General features: G+C 71.4%; 1 protein-coding gene. It reads right to left on the reverse strand.

Annotated features, from left to right (window positions below):
- On the reverse strand, positions 1-1,055 hold a 1,055-nt coding region (locus tag QH283_RS26765), incomplete at both ends, for an AMP-binding protein (RefSeq protein ID WP_280505707.1).

A 1,055-nucleotide genomic window follows, 5' to 3' on the forward strand; every position in this document is an offset into this window, starting at 1 on the left:
CAGCTTGCCGGAGGCGTTGAGCGGGAAGGCGTCGAGCACCACGATCGCGGCCGGGACCATGTAGGCGGGCAGCGACTCGGAGATCGCGGCCAGCAGCGCCGTCTGGTCGGCCACCTGGCCCGGACGCGGCACCACGTAGGCCACCAGCTGGTCGCCCAGCGCGGACGGCACCACCAGCGCCACGGCCTGGCTCAGCGAGGGCTGCGCCAGCAGCGCGGTCTCGATCTCGCCCAGCTCGATGCGCTGGCCACGGAACTTCACCTGGAAGTCGGTGCGGCCGATGTACTCCAGGCGCGGCGTGCCGTCGGCGGCGCGGCGCCACAGCACCAGGTCGCCGGTGCGGTACATGCGCTCACCGGGCACGAACGGGTTGGCCACGAACCGGTCGGCGGACAGATCGGGGCGCGCCACATAGCCGCGCGCCAGCTGCTCGCCCGCCAGGTACAGCTCGCCCGCCACACCGTCGGGCACCGGACGCAGACGCGAATCCAGCACGTACACACCGACGTTCCACTGCGGCAGACCGATCGGGGTGGTGCGCTGGTCCGCGCCGCGCGCGGGCCAGTAGGTCACCGAGACCGCGGCCTCGGTGGGGCCGTACAGGTTGTGCAGCACCGCGTCGGAGACCTGGTACCAGGCGGTCACGGTCTCCGGCGGCAGCGCCTCGCCGATGACGAACACATCGCGCAGCGTCGGCACCGAGCCCGCCGCCAGGTTGGCGGCGAACACACTGAGCATCGACGGCACGAAGTCGGTCACCGTCACCTGGTGGCGCACGATCATGTCCGCCACGTACGCCGGGTCGCGGTGGCCGTCGTGGGTGGCCACCACCAGCTTCGCGCCCGTGCGCAGCGGCATGAAGTAGCCCCACAGCGAGACGTCGAAGGTGGTCGCCGTCTTCTGCAGGTACACATCCCCCGGACCCATCGGGTACTCGGCGAGCATCCAGGTGATCTGGTTGTCGATCGCGCCGTGCGAGACCGCCACGCCCTTCGGGCGGCCCGGGGAGCCCCCCCGGAAGATAAAAAAAAACGGGGTGTAGCGGCGCCCCCGGC

The organism is Nocardia farcinica, from assembly GCF_029867845.1.
GTDB classification, from domain to species: domain Bacteria; phylum Actinomycetota; class Actinomycetes; order Mycobacteriales; family Mycobacteriaceae; genus Nocardia; species Nocardia farcinica_A.